At 59.2% G+C, this 19,247-nt stretch carries 18 protein-coding genes and 1 pseudogene; 11 read left to right on the top strand and 8 right to left on the bottom strand.

Annotated elements, in window-relative coordinates; genetic code table 11:
• Positions 1-19: 19 nt before the first annotated feature.
• The 5 genes and pseudogenes from ACP6KB_RS14920 to ACP6KB_RS14900 all read left to right on the top strand — a co-directional run bounded on the left by ACP6KB_RS14920 (position 20) and on the right by ACP6KB_RS14900 (position 4,327).
• Entirely contained in the window at positions 20-457 is a 438-nt protein-coding gene (locus ACP6KB_RS14920; protein WP_442107718.1) for a CopD family copper resistance protein, read from the top strand.
• A gap of 145 nt (positions 458-602) precedes the next feature.
• Positions 603-1,286: a DUF3592 domain-containing protein gene (locus tag ACP6KB_RS14915; RefSeq protein ID WP_442107716.1), complete on the top strand. Its 684-nt coding sequence runs from the start codon at positions 603-605 to the stop codon at positions 1,284-1,286.
• Positions 1,287-1,432: 146 nt separating this feature from the next.
• Positions 1,433-3,352: pseudogene (locus ACP6KB_RS14910) on the top strand (ribonucleoside triphosphate reductase).
• Positions 3,349-4,044: an anaerobic ribonucleoside-triphosphate reductase activating protein gene (locus ACP6KB_RS14905; protein WP_442107714.1), complete on the top strand. Its 696-nt coding sequence runs from the start codon at positions 3,349-3,351 to the stop codon at positions 4,042-4,044. The pseudogene ACP6KB_RS14910 and the gene ACP6KB_RS14905 overlap by 4 nt, the downstream one beginning before the upstream one ends.
• Positions 4,045-4,114: 70 nt before the next feature.
• Positions 4,115-4,327: a DUF3079 domain-containing protein gene (locus ACP6KB_RS14900; protein WP_442107712.1), complete on the top strand. Its 213-nt coding sequence runs from the start codon at positions 4,115-4,117 to the stop codon at positions 4,325-4,327.
• 9 nt (positions 4,328-4,336) lie between these two features.
• Here the strand turns inward: ACP6KB_RS14900 and ACP6KB_RS14895 are convergent, their stop codons facing one another.
• The 3 genes from ACP6KB_RS14895 to ACP6KB_RS14885 all read right to left on the bottom strand — a co-directional run bounded on the left by ACP6KB_RS14895 (position 4,337) and on the right by ACP6KB_RS14885 (position 5,811).
• Positions 4,337-4,585 carry a hypothetical protein gene (locus ACP6KB_RS14895; protein WP_442107710.1) on the bottom strand — a complete coding sequence of 83 codons (249 nt, stop codon included), beginning with the start codon at positions 4,583-4,585 and terminating at the stop codon, positions 4,337-4,339.
• Positions 4,586-4,711: 126 nt separating this feature from the next.
• On the bottom strand, positions 4,712-5,233 hold the full coding sequence (gene gloA, locus ACP6KB_RS14890) for a lactoylglutathione lyase (RefSeq protein ID WP_442107708.1): 522 nt from the start codon (positions 5,231-5,233) through the stop codon (positions 4,712-4,714).
• 218 nt (positions 5,234-5,451) lie between these two features.
• Entirely contained in the window at positions 5,452-5,811 is a 360-nt protein-coding gene (locus tag ACP6KB_RS14885; protein ID WP_442107706.1) for a histone-like nucleoid-structuring protein, MvaT/MvaU family, read from the bottom strand.
• A gap of 363 nt (positions 5,812-6,174) precedes the next feature.
• On the opposite strand from ACP6KB_RS14885, the gene ACP6KB_RS14880 reads away from it, so the two are divergent.
• Together ACP6KB_RS14880 and cobF are read left to right on the top strand one after the other, a co-directional pair.
• A complete protein-coding gene (locus tag ACP6KB_RS14880) occupies positions 6,175-7,464 on the top strand; it encodes an OprD family porin (protein ID WP_442107704.1) in 1,290 nt (429 codons plus the stop codon).
• Positions 7,465-7,532: 68 nt separating this feature from the next.
• Complete coding sequence (cobF, locus tag ACP6KB_RS14875; protein WP_442107702.1) at positions 7,533-8,282, top strand: precorrin-6A synthase (deacetylating); 750 nt, start codon at positions 7,533-7,535, stop codon at positions 8,280-8,282.
• Here the strand turns inward: cobF and ACP6KB_RS14870 are convergent.
• A complete protein-coding gene (locus ACP6KB_RS14870; protein ID WP_442107700.1) occupies positions 8,248-9,567 on the bottom strand; it encodes a glycosyltransferase in 1,320 nt (439 codons plus the stop codon). The genes cobF and ACP6KB_RS14870 overlap by 35 nt on opposite strands.
• A gap of 90 nt (positions 9,568-9,657) precedes the next feature.
• Entirely contained in the window at positions 9,658-10,047 is a 390-nt protein-coding gene (locus ACP6KB_RS14865; RefSeq protein WP_442107698.1) for a response regulator, read from the bottom strand.
• Positions 10,048-10,327: 280 nt separating this feature from the next.
• On the opposite strand from ACP6KB_RS14865, the gene ACP6KB_RS14860 reads away from it, so the two are divergent.
• From ACP6KB_RS14860 to ACP6KB_RS14845, 4 genes are read left to right on the top strand one after another with little or no spacing between them, the layout of a single operon-like run.
• A complete protein-coding gene (locus tag ACP6KB_RS14860; protein WP_442107696.1) occupies positions 10,328-13,801 on the top strand; it encodes a response regulator in 3,474 nt (1,157 codons plus the stop codon).
• On the top strand, positions 13,798-14,619 hold the full coding sequence (locus tag ACP6KB_RS14855) for a CheR family methyltransferase (RefSeq protein ID WP_442107694.1): 822 nt from the start codon (positions 13,798-13,800) through the stop codon (positions 14,617-14,619). The genes ACP6KB_RS14860 and ACP6KB_RS14855 overlap by 4 nt, the downstream gene beginning before the upstream one ends.
• Entirely contained in the window at positions 14,616-15,191 is a 576-nt protein-coding gene (locus ACP6KB_RS14850) for a chemotaxis protein CheB (protein WP_442107692.1), read from the top strand. The genes ACP6KB_RS14855 and ACP6KB_RS14850 overlap by 4 nt, the downstream gene beginning before the upstream one ends.
• On the top strand, positions 15,185-16,375 hold the full coding sequence (locus tag ACP6KB_RS14845; RefSeq protein ID WP_442107690.1) for a hybrid sensor histidine kinase/response regulator: 1,191 nt from the start codon (positions 15,185-15,187) through the stop codon (positions 16,373-16,375). The genes ACP6KB_RS14850 and ACP6KB_RS14845 overlap by 7 nt, the downstream gene beginning before the upstream one ends.
• 80 nt (positions 16,376-16,455) lie before the next feature.
• Here the strand turns inward: ACP6KB_RS14845 and ACP6KB_RS14840 are convergent, their stop codons facing one another.
• Genes ACP6KB_RS14840 through ACP6KB_RS14830 form a run of 3 tightly spaced genes read right to left on the bottom strand, consistent with a single transcriptional unit; the run spans position 16,456 to position 19,111 of the window.
• On the bottom strand, positions 16,456-17,049 hold the full coding sequence (locus tag ACP6KB_RS14840) for a TetR/AcrR family transcriptional regulator (RefSeq protein WP_442107688.1): 594 nt from the start codon (positions 17,047-17,049) through the stop codon (positions 16,456-16,458).
• 11 nt (positions 17,050-17,060) lie between these two features.
• A complete protein-coding gene (locus ACP6KB_RS14835) occupies positions 17,061-17,909 on the bottom strand; it encodes a 3-hydroxybutyryl-CoA dehydrogenase (RefSeq protein ID WP_442107686.1) in 849 nt (282 codons plus the stop codon).
• A gap of 17 nt (positions 17,910-17,926) precedes the next feature.
• Entirely contained in the window at positions 17,927-19,111 is a 1,185-nt protein-coding gene (locus ACP6KB_RS14830; RefSeq protein ID WP_442107684.1) for an acetyl-CoA C-acyltransferase family protein, read from the bottom strand.
• Positions 19,112-19,247: the final 136 nt, after the last annotated feature.

The following is a 19,247-nucleotide window of genomic DNA, read 5'->3' as shown; positions in this document are numbered from 1 at the left end:
GCCAGGCAGGAGGCGAACGATGGTGTATCCCTATTTACTGATCATCCACCTACTGGCGGCGATTGCCTTCATCGGCTCGTTATTCTTTGAAGTGTTCATCTGGTATGCGGCACGCGGGCAGCTATCAGCCACTGCCCGACCTGCGGCAGACCAGGCCATCGCCTCGCGCTCACGCAAGGTCCTGCATGGGGTGGTGCTGGTGCTGTATGGCGCTGGCATTGGCCTGGCCTGGCACCATCGCGGCGCGCTCAGTCAACCGCTGGCCAGCAGCTTTGCCAGCCTGTTGAGCCTGAAGATCGTCCTCGCCCTGAGCATCATCGGCCATTACTTGTTGCTGGCCTACTGGTTGCAGCGGGGGCGCTTGAGCGAAGGCCGAGCGCGCTGGATTCGCTGCAGTATCCTCGGGCACATGCTGCTCATCGTGATCCTGGCCAAGGCGATGTTTTACGGGCATTGAGCCGGCTGCACACAGGGAAACGCTGCCATTCAGAAGTTTCCCACCAACACCTGAGAAAGGTCTTCTTTCAGATCCCCTAACTGATTGGCCTAATGCCAGCGCAAAAAGCGAAGTGGCATTTCAATCAGCGTGCTCAGGGGGGATGATGAAAGCAATCGGCATCATAAAATGTTCATTTTTGGCTATCGGCGCTTTGCTGCTATTGGGAGCAGGTGTCTCTTATAAAAGTACCGATGAGTTCCTGGCCAAGGCTGAATCTGCGACAGGCTCGGTAGTGGCGTTGTTGAACAATCAAGGTGGCTATGCGCCGGTCATCGCCTATGTTGACCGTGAGGGCAAGCCTTTCGAGTTGATTTCCAGCTTTTCCAGCAACCCACCAGCCTATTCGGTGGGTGATCGGGTTGAGGTGGTGTATTCAGCAGGTGCCCCGGCGGATGGGAAAATTGCAGGAATCACCGTGTGGCTCGCGACGATTATTCTCGCTGCGCTCGGTGCAGTGTTGCTGGCGGTTGGCATAATCATGGTGCTGATGGGGCGCCGGAAATCGCGCAAGCAAGCCGATTTGCGCAAGCATGGCCAGTTGGTGAAGGCGGACATTCAGTCGGTGGAAACGAACCCGCGTTTTGCAATCAACGGCCAGCACCCTTACATGATCCGCAGCCAATGGCTGAATCCACGTACCTCCAAGGTTCATGTGTTTGAAAGTGACAATATCTGGTTCGATCCTTCCGGCTATCTCAAGGATCAGTCGATCAGCGTGTTTGTCGATAGCAAGGACCCTACGAGGTATCACGTTGATATTTCATTTCTTCCCGGTAGTGCGGTTTGAGTCGGGCCGTTTGATCGTATCGCGGGGCAAGCCGGCTCCTACAAGCTTGATGTCGATCAATTCTGTTCCTTGGCTTTAGCCGTAGCCTGCACTGCATATTGTGTTTTTTTGAAAATTAACACCTATATGTAGTGCCAGGGGGATGGATGCGTAAGCGCGACAGCAAGACGCTGATCGAGGTGGCGAGCTCGATGAACGAGTACCTCGACCGCGAAGATTGGCGGGTCCAGGCCAACGCCAATCAGGGCTATTCGCTGGGCGGATTGGTGCTCAATGTGGCGGGCAAGGTGACCGCCAACTATTGGCTCGATGAGGTCTACAGCGAGGCGATTGGTCGGGCTCACCGTGAGGCCGATCTGCATGTGCACGATCTCGACATGCTCGCCGGTTATTGCGCCGGTTGGTCGCTGCGCACCCTGTTGCACGAAGGGCTCAATGGCGTTCCCGGTCGGGTCGAGGCGGGGCCGCCCAAGCACCTGAGCAGTGCGTTGGGGCAAATGGTCAATTTCCTCGGTACGCTGCAAAACGAATGGGCCGGTGCCCAGGCCTTCAGTTCCTTCGATACCTACCTGGCACCTTGCGTGCGCAAGGACCAGCTCGACTATGAGCAGGTACGTCAGGCCATTCAGGAGTTCATCTACAACCTCAATGTACCGTCGCGTTGGGGGACCCAGACGCCCTTTACCAACCTGACCTTCGACTGGGTCTGTCCGCAGGACCTGCGCGAGCAGATACCGGTAATCGGTGGCGAGGAAATGCCCTTTGCCTACGGTGAGCTGCAGGCTGAAATGGACCTGCTCAACCGTGCCTACATTGAAGTGATGCAGGCTGGCGATGCCAAGGGGAGGGTGTTCACCTTTCCGATTCCGACCTACAACATCACCCATGATTTCCCCTGGGACAGCGACAACGCCGAGCGCCTGTTCGAGATGACCGCGCGCTACGGCCTGCCGTATTTCCAGAACTTTCTCAATTCCGACATGCTGCCCAACCAGGTGCGCTCAATGTGTTGCCGCTTGCAACTGGATGTACGGGAACTGCTCAAGCGGGGCGGCGGGCTGTTCGGATCGGCCGAGCAGACGGGCTCACTGGGCGTGGTCACCCTCAATTGCGCGCGCCTGGGCTATCTGTTCAAAGGCGATAGCAACGGCCTGATCGAACGCCTGGACAGCTTGATGGAACTGGCCATGGAAAGCCTTGAGGTCAAGCGCAAGGTCATCCAGCAGCATATGGACGCTGGTTTGTATCCCTACACCCAGCGCTATCTGGGGACGTTGCGTAATCACTTCTCGACCATTGGCGTTAACGGCCTGCATGAAATGCTGCGTAACTTCAGTGATGACCAGATGGGCCTGCACACTGAAGCAGGCCGGCGCTTTGCGCTAAACCTGCTGGACCACGTGCGGGCCACGCTGGTGCGCTTCCAGGAGCAGACTGGCCACCTCTATAACCTTGAAGCGACACCTGCAGAAGGCACCACTTACCGTTTCGCCAAAGAAGACCGCAAGCGCTACCCCGACATTCTCCAGGCGGGCTGTGCGCAGGCGCCGTACTACACCAACTCGTCACAGTTGCCGGTGGGCTACACCGATGACCCGTTCGAGGCACTGGAGCTGCAGGATGAACTGCAATGCAAGTACACCGGCGGCACGGTACTGCACCTGTACATGGCCGAGCGGATTTCCTCAGCGCAGGCCTGCAAACAATTGGTACGCAAGGCGTTGAGTCGCTTCCGCCTGCCTTACCTGACGGTGACCCCGACGTTCTCCATCTGCCCGGTGCATGGCTATCTGGCGGGTGAACATGAGTTTTGCCCCAAATGTGATGAGGCGCTGGTGTGGGCGCAGCAATCGGCTGCGGCGCACTGATTTCGTTCAACCTGAGCACAAGGAGCTGTAATCATGACTGCACTGCATACCCTGCCTGAAGCACAACGCCAGCGCTGCGAAGTCTGGACGCGGGTGATGGGCTATCACCGGCCGGTATCGGCGTTCAACCCGGGCAAACAGACCGAGCACCGCGAACGCCAGCATTTCACCGAACGCCCGGCATCGACGCGCCAATGAGCCGAGCATTACGGGTCGGGGGCATGGTGCCCCTGACCACCCTCGACTACCCGGGCAAGTTGGCCTGCGTGCTGTTTTGCCAGGGGTGCGCCTGGCGCTGCCGGTATTGCCACAACCCACAATTGATCGCCGCGCGCAGTTGTCATGAGCTGGCCTGGGAGCAGGTGCAGGCGTTTCTTGGGCGTCGCATCGGTTTACTCGATGCGGTGGTATTCAGCGGCGGTGAGGCGACCTTGCAAGCGCAATTGCCTGATGCCATGGCAGAAGTCCGGCAAATGGGTTTCAGTGTTGGCCTGCACAGTGCGGGTATCAAACCGGAGGCATTTGCCCGGGCCCTGCCGATGGCTGATTGGGTTGGCTTCGATGTCAAGGCGTTAGCCGAAGAGTGCGCACTGATAACCCGGGTGCGGGGCAGTGGGGCGGCCAACTGGCGCAGTCTTGAGCTACTGTTGGCCAGTGATGTTGATTATGAATGCCGTACTACGGTGCATTGGCAACTGATCGATCCTGCACGGCTATTGGTGCTGGGCCAGCGCCTGAGCGAGCGTGGGGTCAAACGTTTCGTGGTACAGCCGGTACGTACTGCGCAGATGTTGGATGCAAGCCTGGCAAAGGTTTCGACGCAAAACGCGCTGTCCGCGTTGTGGGACAGCCTTGGCGAGATATTTCCGGAGCTTGAGGTGCGCAGTTGATGTGAATCAAGGCAGCGCGGTAGCGAAGTACTAACGTGGAAGCTCGCCCATTGTCTGTCTGGGAGATTTCATGGCCAAGCCCTTTCCCGTCAACCCAAAGCATCCCGAGCGTATCTGTTGGGGTTGCGACCGCTATTGCGCGGCAAACGCTCTGGCTTGCGGTAATGGTGCCGAACGGACCTTGCACCCGGCAGAGCTGTTCGGTGAAGACTGGAATATGCCGAAGGACTATGGCCTGGGCGAGCCAGCCCCCAGGGTGGGAGCGGGCTTGCCCCGCGATTGAACATACCGCTCAGAACACGCGCTGGTGCCTGTCCAACTGCTGATCGACCAGCCATTTACCATGCGCAAGCGAGGCATGTTGGGCGTTTTCCAGGTCGGCCATGAATGCCATCTTCACCGGCAGTGACAAGCGCCTGCTGGTGTGGCCTTCGGGATCGGTGATCAAGCAGCCGCCGGCAAACGGTGTGGGGATGCCGTCATGGGTTTCGACGCTGGCGGTGATGGTGTAATTGCGATGCGTGCACTGAAGGGTTTTCATCGTCCTGACCTCGCTACTGGGGTATCGGTCGTTCGCCGTTCTCAAGCACTCCTCGTTCAGGTGCTCTTTCGGGTATACCACAGCATCGGCCCGGAGGACGCCGGGCCGACGAACGCGAGCGCTTCGTTAAAACTCGGTCGGCTGAATGATCTCGACCCAGTAGTCGTCCGGATCCTTGATAAAGGCCAGGTGCTTCATGCGGCCATCACTCAGGCGCTTCTGGAAGTTGCAGCCCAGTTGCTCAAAGCGCTCGCACGCGGCGCGAATGTCTGGCACCGAGATGCAAATGTGGCCAAAGCCGCGAGGATCGGTGTTGCCGTTGTGGTAGGCAAAGTCCGGATCGTTTTCGCTGCCGTGGTTGTGGGTCAGTTCGAGGATGCCAGGGATCGACTTCATCCATTCGGTACGCTTGGCGGCGTCAGCCGGGATCTGCGCCTTGTCGACCAGGGCAAGGAAATACAGGCTGAACTCGGCTTCTGGGAAGTCGCGTTTTTCCACCAGGCTGAAGCCCAGGACGCGGGTGTAGAAGTCCAGCGACTTGGCGACGTCCTTGACCCGCAGCATGGTGTGGTTGAAGACAAAGTTCTGGGTCGCGGCATCCGGTTGCGCGGTGACACCCGGGAGGGTGTCGAGATGGTTCAGGCTCATGGGCACTCCGCTTTCAAGAGGCTGGCAACTGCAGTGCCAGCAAAACAGTCAGGGCCACATGATACGGAACTCAAATCATTGCGCAAAGCAAAAGCGCCCCGCCTGGCAAGGGCGGGGCGCAAGCATTAGCAGCCCGCCGAAGCGGGCGTATGGGGCGCTATTCCTTTAGCGGTCTTCATCCTGAGTGAGTGGTTGTGAAAAAAGTGTGAAGAACACCGTCACTGACGCAACCAGCCGTCGACCGTTTTTGCCCCGTACTGTTCTTTCCAGGCTTTGAGGCCGCGGTGGTTGCCGCCTTTGGTTTCGATCAGCTCGCCGGTGTGGGGGTTTTCATACACTTTAACCACCCGGGCGCGACGCGTTTTCGGTGCAGCTCCCGCCCCTTTGGCCACGGCTTTGGGGTCGAGGATTGCAATGATATCGCGCAGGTTCTTGCCATAATTCTTCATCAGCCCGACAAGTTTTTGTTCGAACTCGATTTCGCGCTTGAGGCCGGCGTCCTTTTTCAGCGCCTCCAATTGCGCCATCTGTTCTTGAAGCGCTTTTTCGGCAGCACGAAACTCTGCAAGTCTGGACACTGTCATCACTCCTTTATGTCAGCAGTGACCCGGCATACGTAAACACAAGGAACGGTCTGAATAACGCAGCCAGCACTGGGTGGGTACAACATGGCACTACTAAAGAGTGTAGTAGTCCGACGGCAGCGGGTAAACATTTGAAATTTAACGTTGCTGCAATGGAACTTTCTTACTTACCTGCGCGTTAATAGGAAATAACTAGTCAATATCCCGTCGTCTCCTTAGACCATGGTCCAATGGGCCGTAATAGAGCGGTTTCGAGATAATTCATGGTCGGCCTCAAGATGTATGAGCGCCGGTTGTGTTGCCGGGGCCAAGAACGGTGCCGGTTGTGTTTTGTCATTCTTTCGGATTGCGCTTCTCATGTTTGCCCCATTCCCACTTGCACCCGGTCGCAGCCTGGCTGGCTTGCTTGCGATGTTGGCTGCCGCTTCGTCTGAAGCCGGCGGATTTCTCGAAGACAGCAGCGCTAAAGTCGAAGCACGCAATGTCTATTTCAATCGCGACTTTCGTGATGGCCATGTCAGCTCCAGCCAGGGCGCTTCGAAACGCGAAGAGTGGGCTCAGGGATTCATTCTCAACGTGCAGTCTGGTTATACCCAGGGCCCAGTGGGTGTTGGCGTTGATGCCGTGGGTATGCTCGGGATCAAACTTGATTCCAGCCCGGCCGACAGCAACAGTGGCTTGATGCCGTCCACTGGCCACGACCCGCGGGAATCGGTGGACCAATATGCCAAGCTCGGCGTGACCGGGAAGTTGCGCTATTCGCGCAGCGTCCTCAAGTACGGTGCGCTGATGCCCGACATGCCCTTGCTCAAGTACAACGACGGCCGTTTGCTACCCACCCTGTTTCACGGCGCGTTGCTCACCTCCGAGGAAATCAACAACCTCACCTTTACGGCTGCCCGGCTGGACAAGTACACGGCGCGCGATTCGACCGATCGCCAAGACATTCGTGTGCATTGCAAAAACAAGCGCTATGCCTGCAACACCACTGCCGATCATTTCGATATGGCCGGCATCAACTACCGCTTCAATGAGCGGCTCAGCGCTCAGTATCAGGTTGCCAAGCTGGAGAACATCTACCGTCAGCATTACTTCGGTGTAGTGGCCAGCCAACCCCTTGACGTTGGTAGTGTGTCGGCAGATCTGCGCCTGATCAAAAGTGATGACATTGGCAACGCCCGCGCCGGTGAAATCGACCATCGTGCCTTTAGTGGCATGCTCGGTTACAGCCTGGGCGGACACAAAGTCAGTGCCGGCTGGCAGCGCATGTACGGTGAAAGTGCTATGCCGTACCTGGATGGCAGCAATCCGTATCTGGTCAACTACGCGCAGGTCAACGACTTTGCCGCTGCCCAGGAGCGTTCCTGGCAACTGCGCTACGACTATGACTTCAAAGCCTTGGGCGTGCCTGGCTTGAGCTTTTTTACCCGGTACATCAACGGTGACCACATCAAAGTGCCCGGTAGCCTGGCTGAAGGCAAGGAGTGGGAACGCGACACCGAGCTCAAGTATCAGGTTCAGAGCGGAACCTTCAAGGACGTCAGCGTGCGCCTGCGTAACTCCACCTATCGCAGCAACTACGAGCAGTGGGCGCGGGACATGGATGAAACCCGGGTGATCGTCAGCTACAACTTCTCTATCTGGTAAACAGTACATTGCCCCTGTTTCTTGACCGGCCGACAATGGCGGCTGGCCAAGACAGGGAATCAAATGCAATGAAACAGCTGTTGTTGATTGGCATCGGGCCGGGCAATCCGCGCCAGATTACCTTTGAGGCGGTCGATGCACTCAAACGTGCCCAGGTGTTCTTTGTCCTCGACAAGGGCGCGGCCAAGGACGAGCTGCTGCAGATGCGCAAGGACATCCTTGAACGCTACATCCCACATACGGACTACCGCCTGGTGCAGGTTGAGGACCCGCAGCGCGATGCCGACGCCAGCGATTACCTGGGCGCAGTGCAAGACTGGCACCAGCAACGCGCCGCACTGTACGCCCGGTTGATTGAAAGCGAACTGGCCGATGGCGAGAGCGGGGCCTTCCTGCTGTGGGGCGAGCCGACGCTGTATGACAGCACCTTGCGCATCCTTGATCACGTGCAGGCCCGCGGCGTTGCCATCGAGCTTGAGGTGATCCCCGGCATCAGCAGCGTCCAGGCCCTGGCCGCGCGTCATAAGATTCCCCTGAACCGCATTGGCGAGCCCTTGACGGTATTGCCGGGGCGGCGCCTGGCCGAGCAAGTGAAGATCGACAACCTGGTGGTGATGCTCGATGGCCAGTGCGCGTTTGCCGCGCTGGACGATCCACAGTTGCAGATTTACTGGGGTGCCTACCTCGGCACAGCGGATGAAATACTCATCGCCGGGCCTTTGCACGCGGTACGTGAGCAGATCCTTGAGCAGCGCCAGCAGGCGCGCTTGCGCAAGGGTTGGATCATGGACACTTATCTGCTGCGTCGGTCGCTATAGCCAGGCGGTTCTTGGCCTCGATCCACTGCGCCATGTATTGCGTGCTCTTGTGTTGATGGTGACGCAGCATCGCACCGGTGAAGTTGAACAGGCGGTGCTGGTCGAGGTCGCCCAGGGCATATTCGATGCGTTCGACCAGCGCTGCGCTGTGTTGGCGGCGGTCGTAGCGTGCGCCCAGCAGCTGAAGTCCCTGTTGCTGCGCCTGCTGCCAGCGCACTGGGTCGCTGTACAGCTGCGCGGCGGCCTCGGCCAGTCCTTCAGCAGTGCTGCTCACGGCGCCAGGCCAGGGCAGGGCACCGTGCATGGCTTCGGCACCAATCGGTGTGGTCACGCTCGGGGTGCCGCAGAGCATGGCGTCGGTCAGCTTGCCCTTGATCCCAGCGCCGAAGCGCAGCGGAGCCAGGCAGATGCGCGCATCGCTCATCACCTGCAGGGCGTCTTCGGCCCAGTTCATGATGTGAAAGCCTTCCACCGGCTTGTGCAGCGCTGTGGCTTTGGGCGGCGTGTAGGCGCCATAGATGTGCAACTGGGCCTGCGGCAGGCGCCGACGGATCATCGGCCACAGGCTGTTCTTCATCCACAGCACAGCGTCCCAGTTGGGCGCATGGCGAAAATTGCCGATGCTGAGGAAATGCGCGCGCTCTTCGTAAGGCTTGTACGCTGTGGTCGGCACATCGACCATCAACGGGCACCAGTGCAACAGGTGCTCGGGTACGCCGAAGCCGTTGATCAACAGGTCGATTTCGACATCGGAGATCATCAAGCTCAGGTCGCTGCGGTAGATCGCCGCAAGCTCACGCAGGGTCAGGTCAGCCGTGGCCATCTGCCGATACAGCTCGGGCCCGGAGGTGGCGAACAAGGCGCGGAAGTCGTTGGGGTCGAGCCCTTCGATTAGGCGTCGGCGCAGCAGTTGCTGGCGGGCATCACGCAGGCTTTGCAGGTCGGAGGTTTCCAGTACGCGCAAGGCGTTGGGGCAGTGTTTTTCCACGCGCCAGCCGAATTGCTCTTCCATCATGAAGCGGTCGAACAGCACCACATCCGGGGCCAGCGCGCTGACAAAGTGGTCAAAGCTGCTGTCGTTGAGGCTAATGGCCTGCTCGGCAATCCCCAGCGCGGCAAGGTCAGCCTTGTGTTCGCCGACCATTGCCGGGCTGCTGAAAGTGACCCGCCAACCGCGCTGCACGAAGCTTTCGAGGATCTGCATCATGTGCCCGCCGGCAGCCGAGGAGCGTGGTTCAGGCCAGACGTAACCAATGACCAGGACGTTGAGAGCGGGCGTGAGCATGAGCGGAAAAGGCCTTGGAAAAAAGGCGCATTCTACCCGGTTCTAATGCCCTTTGTAGGAGCGGGCTTGCCCCGCGATGCACTTGATCCGTTACACCCCATCGCGGGGCAAGCCCGCTCCTACTGACAAGATGCTCTGCACTTTGTCGCGCAACTGATCAATGCTGAACGGCTTGCCAATCAGGTACATGCCGTCCGGCACCTCGGTGTTTTCGGCGTAGCCACTGGCAAACAGTACGGGCAACAAGGGCCGTGCTTCGCGTGCTTTGGCCGCCAATGCCCGGCCGTTCATGTCAGGCAGACCGATATCGGTCATCATCAATGCCAGTGGTTGCCCGGGATCATTCAGGATCTTCAGCGCCGCTGCACCATCCTCGGCTTCAATCACTGCATAACCCAAGGTTTCCAGCACATCGATGATCAACATGCGCACGATAGCGTCATCTTCAACAACCAGAAGGGGCGCGTTGGGTGGAAGCATGTTCAAGGTCCTGTTTTTTGGTGTGCGTACTTACTCTGTAAGCCGATCGTTGCCTGAAGTTCCCCGGGTGTTTTACCAATGGCAGTCTGTAATACCTGTAGGGAACGATTATGGCATTCAGGCCTCAAATACTGGCTAAATGCCCTGTTGGCTGCGCCAAAGCTGTTTAGACTCATGACTGCAAGGCTGCTTGGAGCGCCTTCAGTCAGCGGAATATAGAACAAATACTCGAATAATCCGCCACACTCTTTTGATTGATTCACTTGCCCGGACGTTCGCGATGATTCAACCAGCCTCAATCGATCAGCAAAGTTTTCGCAAGTTGCTGAGCCGCAACATTGGTCTGCCCCTTGGGGTTGGCTTGCTCAGCGCTGTGGTGTTCGTGGTGGTGATCAACTACCTGTTGTCGGCCATCCAGTGGGTGGAACATACCGATCGGGTGATCAACAACGCCAACGAGGCGGTGAAACTGTCGATCGATATGGAAACCGGTATGCGCGGTTTTCTCATCACCGGTGACGAACGCTTTCTTGAACCCTACGAGCTGGCCAAGCCGCAGGCGCTGACGGGCTTGATGAACTTGCAGCAAATGGTCACTGACAACCCGCAACAGGTTGAGCGTCTGGAGCGTTTGATGGCGCTACAGCAGGAATGGAACACCTTCGCCAACCAGGTGATCAGCCTGCGCCGCGAAGACGGTGACTTCCGCGAACCGATTCAAGAAGGGCGAGGCAAACGTATCACCGATGAAATCCGCAAGGAGTTCGAGGCGTTCATCGGCATGGAGCAGCAGTTCCGGGTGGCGCGCAACGAACAGGTCAGTACCCAGACGGTGTGGGCGATTTCCGTGTACCTGGCCTTTATTGTCTTGCTCAGCGCGCTGTTGGCTTACCGTGGCCGGCGCGATCTGTTGGCGTTGTCGTCGAGCTTTACCAGCAATCTGCAAGCCCAGCAGCGCTCGGCCCAACGCCTGGAACAACAAGCCTGGTTGCGCAGCGGCCAGACGCAGTTGGCCGAACAAGTGATTGGCCAACTGACCCTGCCGATGCTGGGCAGCAATGTCCTGCGGTTTTTTGCCCACTACCTGGGTAGCGTGGTGGCGGCACTGTACGTGCGTGATGAGCATGGCGGACTGCATCGTGTGGCGTGCTACGGTTTCTCTCGAGAGCAAGAAGCGCGTGAGCAGGTGATCGGCCATCAGGAAGGTATTCTCGCCCAGGCCGTGAATCAGGGGCGTTTGCTGCGCCTTGATGATGTGCCGGCAGACTACTTCAAGGTCAGTTCAGGCCTTGGCGAGGGTTTGCCGCGCAGCGTGCTGGTGATGCCGGCGAACAATGACGGACAGATTAACGGTGTGGTCGAACTGGGCTTTTTGCGCCCGGTGACTGAGCGTGACATCGAGCTGCTTGAGCTGGTTGCCGAGAACCTCGGTACCTCGATTGAGAGCGCCCGCTATCGTCAACGCCTGCAGCAAGTGCTGGCCGAAACCCAGCAGCTCAACGAAGAGTTGCAAGTACAACAGGAAGAGCTGAAAACCGCCAACGAAGAGCTTGAAGAGCAGTCGCGGGTGCTCAAGGAGTCGCAAGCCCATCTTGAGACGCAGCAAGCCGAGCTTGAGCAAACCAATGAGCAACTGGCCGAGCAGCGTGACGCGCTGAACCGGAAAAACGGCGAATTGAAGCACGCGCAGGCAGAGCTGCAGACGCGGGCTGAAGAGCTGCAGCGTTCGAGCAAATACAAGTCTGAATTCCTCGCCAACATGTCCCACGAGTTACGCACACCGCTCAACAGCTCACTGATTCTGGCCAAGTTGCTGGCAGAAAATACCGAAGAAAACCTCAGTGATGAGCAGGTCAAGTTTGCCGAGTCGATCTACTCGGCGGGCAACGATCTGCTTAACCTGATCAATGACATCCTCGACATTGCCAAGGTCGAGGCCGGCAAGCTTGAAGTGCGCCCGCAAAATACACCGTTGGCAGGCTTGTGCGAGGGCCTGCAAGCGCTGTTCGAGCCGCTGGCCAGCGACAAGCAGCTGAACTTCAGCATCGTCATCGAACCGCAGGTGCCGCACAGCCTGTTCACCGATCGCCAGCGGCTGGAGCAGATCCTCAAGAACCTGCTGTCCAATGCGCTGAAGTTCACCGAGAAAGGTGAGGTCAACCTGACCGTCAGTTACCAGCCAGGAGCAGGGGTGGTCTTCGCCGTGCGCGACAGTGGCATCGGTATCGCAGCAGACCAGCAGCAAAGCATTTTTGAAGCCTTCCATCAGGCCGATGGCACCAGCAACCGGCGCTACGGCGGTACGGGTCTGGGCTTGTCGATTTCCCGCGACCTGGCGCAACTGCTCGGTGGCCAGATCAGCGTTGACAGCAGTCTGGGCAAGGGCAGTGTGTTCAGTCTGATTGTGCCGGAACGCTACGAGCCGATCATCAACCAGGAGGCCGCGCCGCGCCTCAGTCATCCACCGGCCCAGATGCTGGCCGCCGAGCCGCAAGTACCACTCACCAGCGCGCTGCTGCCACGCAGTGCACCGGCATTTGCCGACGACCGTGAGCTGGCGCCATTCAGTAACCGATGCATTCTGGTGGTGGAGGACGAGCCTAATTTCGCCCGCATTCTCTTCGACCTGGCGCATGAGCTTGGTTACAGCTGCCTGGTGGCTCAAGCCGCTGACGAGGGTTTTGAACTGGCGGCCCGATTTGTACCCGATGCGATCCTGCTCGACATGCGCCTGCCGGATCACTCCGGCCTGACCGTGCTGCAACGGCTCAAGGAGCAAGCCAGCACTCGCCATATTCCGGTGCATATCATTTCGGTGGAGGATCGGGTGGAGGCGGCCATGCATATGGGCGCCGTCGGCTATGCGGTGAAACCCACCAGCCGGGAAGAGCTCAAGGCGGTGTTCGCCCGTCTGGAAGCCAAACTGACCCAGAAGCTCAAACACATTCTGCTGGTAGAGGACGATGACCTGCAGCGCGAGAGCATTGCCCGCCTGATTGGCGACGACGACATCGAGATCACCGCCGTCGGCATGGCGCAGGAGGCCTTGGACCTGCTGCGCGAGAACCTCTACGACTGCATGATCATCGACCTGAAGCTGCCCGATATGCTTGGTAACGAACTGCTCAAGCGCATGTCGACCGAAGACATTTGTGCCTTCCCACCGGTAATCGTCTACACCGGGCGCAACCTGACCCGCGATGAAGAAGCCGATCTGCTCAAGTATTCGCGCTCGATCATTATCAAAGGCGCGCGCTCACCGGAACGCTTGCTCGACGAAGTGACCCTGTTTTTGCACAAAGTCGAATCGACGTTGTCCCATGAGCGCCAGCGCATGCTCAAGACTGCGCGCAGTCGCGACAAGGTCTTCGAAGGGCGCAAGCTGTTGTTGGTAGATGATGACGTACGCAACATCTTCGCCCTCACCAGTGCGCTGGAGCACAAGGGCGCGATCGTCGAGATCGCCCGCAACGGGCGCGAGGCCATCGAGCGCCTGGAACAACACTCGGACATTGATTTGGTGCTGATGGACGTGATGATGCCGGAGATGGATGGCTATGAGGCCACACGGCTGATTCGCGAACAACCGCGCTGGCGCAAGTTGCCGATCATCGCCGTCACGGCCAAGGCCATGAAGGACGATCAACAGCGCTGCCTGCAGGCCGGCGCCAATGACTACCTGGCCAAGCCGATTGACCTTGACCGCTTGTTTTCGCTGATCCGTGTCTGGCTACCGCAACTGGAGCGCATTTGACTATCGAACATAACACCGACATCGAGATAGGGCTGTTGATCGAGGCGATCTACCTCAAGTACAGCTACGACTTTCGTGACTATTCCGGTGCCTCGATCAAACGCCGGATCCTGCATGCGGTGCGCCAGTTCGACTGCAGCACGGTGTCAGCGCTGCAGGAGCGGGTACTGCACGACCCCGGCGCGTTCATGCACCTGCTGCAGTTCCTGACCATTCCCGTCAGTGAGATGTTTCGCGACCCGGAGCACTTTCTGGCCTTGCGCCGCGACGTGGTGCCGCTATTGCACACCTGGCCTTCGCTGAAAGTCTGGATTGCCGGCTGCAGCACCGGTGAGGAGGTCTACTCAATGGCCATCCTGCTGCGCGAGGAGGGGTTGCTGGAACGTACCATCATCTATGCCACCGACATCAACCCCAGTTCCCTGGACAAGGCCAAGCAGGGCATCTATTCAATGCAGAGCATGCGCGAGTATGCCCAGAACTACCGCAAGGCTGGCGGCCAGCGTGACTTCAGTGAGTACTACACCTGTGCCTACGGCAACGCGATTCTCGACAGCAGCCTGCGCGACAACGTGACCTTTGCCGACCACAGCCTGGCCACCGACAGTGTGTTTTCCGAAACCCAGCTGATTTCCTGCCGCAATGTGCTGATCTATTTCAACAAGCGCCTGCAGGACCGTGCTTTTGGCCTGTTTCATGAGTCGCTGTGCCACCGTGGCTTTTTGCTGTTGGGCAGCAAGGAAACCCTGGATTTCTCCGCCTATGCCGATCGTTTCCAGGCCCAGGCCAAACCCGAACGGATCTACCGCAAGTCATGAACGGCATAGAGGCGGTTGTGCTCGGTGCCTCTGCCGGTGGCGTCAGTGCCTTGCTCAGCCTGTTCCATGCCTTGCCGCTGGATTATCACCTGCCGCTGGTGTGTGTGCTGCACCTGCCCGACGACCGCCACAGCCAGTTGGCAGAAGTGTTCAGCCGCAGGCTGGGGCGCCCGGTGTGTGAGGCACAGGACAAGCAGCCGGTGGCCGCCGGCATGATTTATTTCGCTGGCCCCGGTTACCACCTGTCAGTGGAGCGCGACCGCAGCTTCTCGTTGAGTCAGGAGGAACGGGTGTATTTCTCCCGCCCTTCGATCGACTTTCTGTTTGCCTCCGCCGCCGATGCCTATGGCCCGGCGCTGCTCGGGGTGCTGCTGACCGGTGCCAATGAGGATGGCGCCCGGGGGCTTGCGCAGATCAAGCAGCAGGGCGGTTACACCATCGTTCAAGACCCGCACGAGGCACAGGTCGCGACCATGCCCCAGGCGGCGCTGGCCTTGCATCATCCTGACTACATACTGCCGTTGAGCGGCATCGGGCAATTGCTCGCCACACTGGAACTTGCGCAATGCTAAGTCATATCCAAGCGAAACTGCTGATCGTCGACGACTTGCCGGAAAACCTGCTGGCGCTGGAAGCGTTGATCAAGGGCAACGACGTTGAAGTGCATCAAGCGCAGTCCGCAGACCAGGCGCTTTCGTTGTTGCTCGAACACGAATTCGCGCTGGCGATCCTTGATGTACAGATGCCGGGCATGAACGGTTTCGAACTGGCCGAACTGATGCGCGGCACGGAGAAGACCAAGAACATCCCCATCGTTTTTGTCAGCGCCGCCGGGCGCGAGATGAACTATGCCTTCAAGGGCTATGAAAGCGGCGCGGTGGATTTTCTGCACAAGCCGCTGGACACCCAGGCGGTGAAAAGCAAAGTGGCGGTGTTTGTCGACCTGTTCCGCCAGCGCAAAGCTCTGGGTCAACAACTCGAAGCACTGGAGCGCAGCCGCGAGGAACAGGAACAGTTGCTGACCCAGCTGCAGTGCGCCCGACGAGAGCTGGAACATGCGGTGCGCATGCGTGATGACTTCATGTCGATTGTCTCTCATGAAGTCCGTACGCCGCTCAACGGCCTGATTCTGGAGACCCAACTGCGCAAGCTGCACCTGGCGCGTGGCAATGCCGAAGCCTTTACCCTCGACAAGATGCAGGCGATGGTTGATCGCGATGAACGTCAGATCAATAGCCTGATCCGCTTGATTGAAGACATGCTTGATGTATCGCGTATACGCACCGGCAAACTGTCCATCCGACCCAGCCCGTTTGACTTGACGCAACTGGTGGCGGGCCTGGTCGAGAACTTCAGCGCGCAGGCTGTAGCGGCGGGTTCGACGATTGCCTTCAACGCGCAGGCGTCGTTGTCGGGCGTCTGGGATGAGTTCCGGATCGAACAGGTAGTGGCCAACCTGCTGACCAATGCCCTGCGTTACGGGGCACACAAGCCCATTCAGGTGCGGGCCTTCGAGGCGCAGGGGTTGGCTTGTGTCGAGGTGCGTGACCAGGGTATTGGAATCAGCGCCCAGAACCAGCAGCGCATCTTTCAGCAGTTCGAGCGTGTGGCCTCAAACCAGGGCAATGCCGGGCTTGGGCTGGGCTTGTACATCTCGGAGCAGATCGTGTTGGCGCATGGCGGGCGCATTGACGTGCACAGCGCTGAAGGCGAGGGCGCAACCTTCACGGTGCGCTTGCCGCGCAATGCGATTTGACGGTAGGAGCGGGCTTGCCCCGCGATTGCAATGTGGCTGACACACCGCAATCGCGGGGCAAGCCCGCTCCTACCAAGAACTCACACCATGGTGTTGAGGCTTTCACCCCGCAAAGTCCGCTCTATGCCGCCGAGCACCATGCTTTCCATCAAGGCCAGCCCTTGTGCCTGAGGCAGCTGTGAAGCCTGCAACCACGCGGGCAGGCTATTGAGCAAATTGGCAATGACATGCGCGGTCGCCGTCAGCGCCTTGCCGCGCAACGTCGCCTTGGGTGCGATATGGCGCAGCAACGCGGTTTCATATTCTTGGCGCAACGCGCCGATACGCGCCTGCTGCTCCGGCGTCAGACAGCACTGATCGCGTTCGGCCAGGCGAAATTGCAACGGCCGCTCGGCATGCAGCGCCCAATGCGCAGCAATCACCTGCGCCAGGGTTTGCTGATGGCTACGACGCCCTTGATTGAGGGTGGCAAGCAGTTCTTCGTACAACTCTTCGATCAAGTCGTACAGCAGGTCCTGCTTGCTGGGGAAATGGTGATACAACGACCCTGCGGTCAGGCCCAGGTGGCTGGCCAGTTCGCGCATGCTCACCTGGCCAAAACCTTTCTCGGCAAACAGCGCCAAGGCCCTGTCACGCCGCTCATCGAAGTTCGCACAGCGCAAAGCGGCGTTCATGGGCTTGTTCCTCAGTAAGTGAAGAAACCACGACCGCTCTTGCGCCCCAGGTAGCCGGCGGCAACCATTTCCTTGAGCAGCGGAGCAGGGCGGTATTTGCTGTCGTTGTAGCCTTCGTAGAAGGCTTCGAGGATCGCCAGCAGGGTGTCCAGGCCAATCAAGTCAGCCAATGCCAGCGGGCCGATCGGCTGGTTGCAGCCAAGGCGCATGCCGGTGTCGATGTCTTCAGCGCTGGCCAGGCCTTCCTGGAGCACGAAGATCGCTTCGTTGATCATCGGCACCAGGATACGGTTGACCACAAAACCTGGACGGTTACCGGCACTGATCGGCGTTTTGCCGACTTTTTCGGTCAGGGCCAACGCCGTGGCGTAGGTGCTGTCGTTGGTTTGCAGGCCGCGGATGATCTCGACCAGCGCCATCATCGGCACGGGGTTGAAGAAGTGCACGCCGATAAACCGCTCAGGATGGCTGACCGCTGCGCCCAGTTGGGTGATCGACAGCGACGAGGTGTTGGTAGCAATCACACACTCACTGCTGACGCTGGCAGCGATCTGCTGCAGGATGCGCAGTTTCAGCTCGAGGTTCTCGGTAGCCGCCTCGATCACCAATTGCGCCTGTTGCAGCTGGGCGTAGTCGGTGCTGGTGCGGATACGTGCCACGGCCGCCGCGGCGGTTTCAGCCGTCAGGGTCTGTTTGCTGACCTGACGCTCGAGGTTTTTGCGCAGGGTGGCCAGGCCGCGCTCCAGCGCGGCGTCGGACACATCGATCAGGGTCACCTGGTAACCGGCCACTGCACACACCTGGGCAATACCGTTGCCCATGGTGCCTGCGCCAATTACCGCAATGTTTTCAATACTCACCTTGCAAGCTCCTTGATTCAGACGCGCTCGAAGACCACGGCGATGCCCTGACCGCCACCAATGCACATGGTGGCCAGCGCGTAACGGCCTTCAATACGCTGCAGTTCGTGAATGGCCTTGGTGGCGATGATCGCACCGGTGGCACCGACCGGATGGCCCAGGGAAATGCCGGAACCGTTCGGGTTGACCTTCTCCGGGTCGAAGCCCAGCTCTGCAGACACTGCACACGCTTGTGCGGCAAAGGCTTCGTTGGATTCGATAACGTCCAGGTCAGCGACTTCAATACCGGCTTTGGCCAGCGCTTTGCGGGTTGCCGGAACCGGGCCCAGGCCCATCAGCTCAGGCTCGACACCGGCATGGGCGTAAGACACCAGGCGTGCCAGCGGCTTGAGGCCGTGGCGTTTGACGAAATCACCGGTGGCCAGCACCAGTGCGCCGGCGCCGTCGTTCAGGCCGCTGGCGTTACCGGCGGTCACGGTACCGTCTTTCTTGAACGCCGCTTTCATGCCGCTCAGTTGCTCAATCGTCACGTTGCCACGCACGTGCTCGTCGATTTCAAAGCGCACAGTGCCTTTGCGGCTCGGAATGTCGATCGGGACGATCTGGCTGGCGAAACGGCCTTCGGCGATGGCACGGGCGGCGCGCTGCTGGCTGGTCAGGGCGACTTCGTCCTGCATCTGACGGGTGATGCCATTGCGCTCGGCTACGTTTTCGGCGGTGATACCCATGTGGAAGCCGGCGAACGGGTCGTGCAGCACACCGAGCATGTAGTCCACGCCTGCGAGGTCGCCCATACGCGCACCCCAACGGGCTTGCGGCAGCAGGTAAGGGCCACGGCTCATGGATTCGGCACCGGCGGCGACCACGGCCTCGGCTTCACCGAGCAGCAGGCTCTGGGCGGCAGAAACGATAGCTTGCAAGCCCGAACCGCAGAGGCGGTTGACGTTGAAGGCCGGGGTTTCTTTTGGCACGCCAGCGTTCATTGCCGCCACCCGCGCCAGGTAGGCATCACGGGCTTCGGTAGGAATCACGGTACCCATGACCACATGGCCAATCTGCTCAGGTGCCACGCCGGCACGCTCGATGGCGGCGCGGGTCACGGTGCTGGCCAGGTCGGCCAGTGGCAGGTCCTTGAGGGTGCCGCCAAAACTGCCGATGGCCGAACGGACGGCGCTGACTACGTAGATTTCCGGGGTGCTCATGATCGACTCCAGTAAGCGAAAGCATGGCGGGGTGGGGGCAGGCTCTGAGAGAATGCGCGCCACGCCAGTTCAGGTTGCCATCGAGTCTAGGCAAAGCCTTCAGCCAGGCCTATGCCTTAACTGTTCAGCGAAACTG

Source organism: Pseudomonas sp. NUPR-001, from assembly GCF_052147955.1.
Taxonomy (GTDB): domain Bacteria; phylum Pseudomonadota; class Gammaproteobacteria; order Pseudomonadales; family Pseudomonadaceae; genus Aquipseudomonas.
Note: the sequence above shows the minus strand (reverse complement) of the source record. Positions and strands in the feature narration are given on the sequence as shown.